Annotated in this window: 2 protein-coding genes and 1 pseudogene; all 3 read left to right on the top strand. The window is 69.4% G+C overall.

What is annotated here, in order from left to right:
- Positions 1–108: pseudogene (locus AB0M11_RS41295) on the top strand (ABC transporter permease); the annotation flags it as partial.
- Between the two features lie 22 nt (positions 109–130).
- Positions 131–1,195, top strand: coding sequence for an ABC transporter ATP-binding protein (locus AB0M11_RS41290; protein WP_365714141.1), 1,065 nt, complete (start codon positions 131–133; stop codon positions 1,193–1,195).
- A 16-nt stretch (positions 1,196–1,211) separates the two neighbouring features.
- On the top strand, positions 1,212–1,489 hold a 278-nt coding region (locus AB0M11_RS41285; RefSeq protein WP_365714139.1), incomplete at its 3' end, for an ATP-binding cassette domain-containing protein.

The raw sequence follows: 1,489 nt of genomic DNA, 5'->3' as shown, positions 1-1,489 counted from the left end.
CCCCTGCTGCTGGGCGTCATGCTGTTCTCCGCCTCCATGATCCTGCTCTGCAACATCATCGTCGACGCCTGCTACGCCTTCATCGACCCGCGCGTCCGGCTGTCCTAGGCCGGGCAGGAGGAGAACCGTCGTGACCACTGTGACCCAGGGCGCCGGCACCCCCGCACCGGCCGACGCGGGTGCCTTCCTCTCGGTGCGGGACCTGCACGTCAGCTTCCAGACCGAGGACGGTGTGGTCCGGGCCGTGGACGGGCTGTCGTTCGACGTGGAGCGGGGCAGAACGCTCGGCATCGTCGGCGAGTCCGGGTCGGGGAAGTCCGTCACCAACCTGACCATCCTCGGCCTGCACAACCCCCAGTTCACCACGGTCGAGGGCGAGATCCTCCTGGACGGCCAGGAACTGATCACCGCCCGCGAGTCCGAACTGGAGAAGGTACGCGGCAACAAGGCCGCCATGATCTTCCAGGACCCGCTCACCGCGCTGTCGCCGTACTACACGGTGGGCCGGCAGATCGCCGAGCCGTTCATCAAACACCGGGGCGCCTCCAAGCGGGCGGCCTGGGACCGGGCGGTCGAGATGCTCGCCAAGGTCGGCATCCCCAACCCCAAGGAGCGGGCGAAGGACTACCCGCACCAGTTCTCCGGCGGCATGCGCCAGCGCGCGATGATCGCCATGGCCCTGGTCTGCGACCCCGACCTGCTCATCGCCGACGAACCGACCACCGCCCTGGACGTGACCGTCCAGGCGCAGATCCTGGACCTGCTCAAGGACCTGCAGCAGGAGTTCGGCACGGGCATCATCTTCATCACCCACGACCTGGGGGTGATCGCCGACATGGCCGACGACATCATGGTGATGTACGCGGGCAGCGCGGTGGAGCGCGGCACGACGGACGAGGTCCTGCGCGCGCCCCAGCACCCGTACACCTGGGGCCTGCTCAACTCGATGCCGCGCCTGGACTCGGACCTGGCCACGCCGCTGACCCCGATCCCCGGCACCCCGCCCTCCCTGCTGAACCCGCCCTCCGGCTGCCGCTTCCACCCCCGCTGTACCTTCCAGGACCGGGTGTCGGGCGCCGGCCGCTGTGTGACCGAGCGCCCGCTGCTGGGTCCCGACCGCGCCTCGGCGTGCCACCTCACGGCGGACCAGAAGCGCACCATCTTCCTCGAAGAGATCAAACCCCGACTGGCCTAGTCCCGGAGGACACGTCATGACAGAGGACACGGTCCTCCCGGCACAACGCGAACAGGTCACCGTGGGGGACCCCCTCCTGGAGGTCTCCGGCCTGACCAAGTACTTCCCGGTCAAGGGCGGCTTCCCGATCCGGCGGACGGTCGGGCACGTCCAGGCCGTGGACGGCATCGACCTGACCGTACGGGTGGGGGAGAGCTTCGGTCTGGTCGGCGAGTCCGGCTGCGGCAAGTCCACCACCGGCCGGCTGGTCACCCGGCTGCTGGAGCCGACAGGCGGCACGATCAACTACCGCGG

Origin of the sequence: Streptomyces sp. NPDC051987 (assembly GCF_040680735.1) — a bacterium.
Taxonomy (GTDB): Bacteria; Actinomycetota; Actinomycetes; order Streptomycetales; family Streptomycetaceae; genus Streptomyces.
The sequence above is the reverse complement of the archived record's forward strand: the minus strand, read 5'-3'. Positions and strand labels throughout refer to the sequence as shown.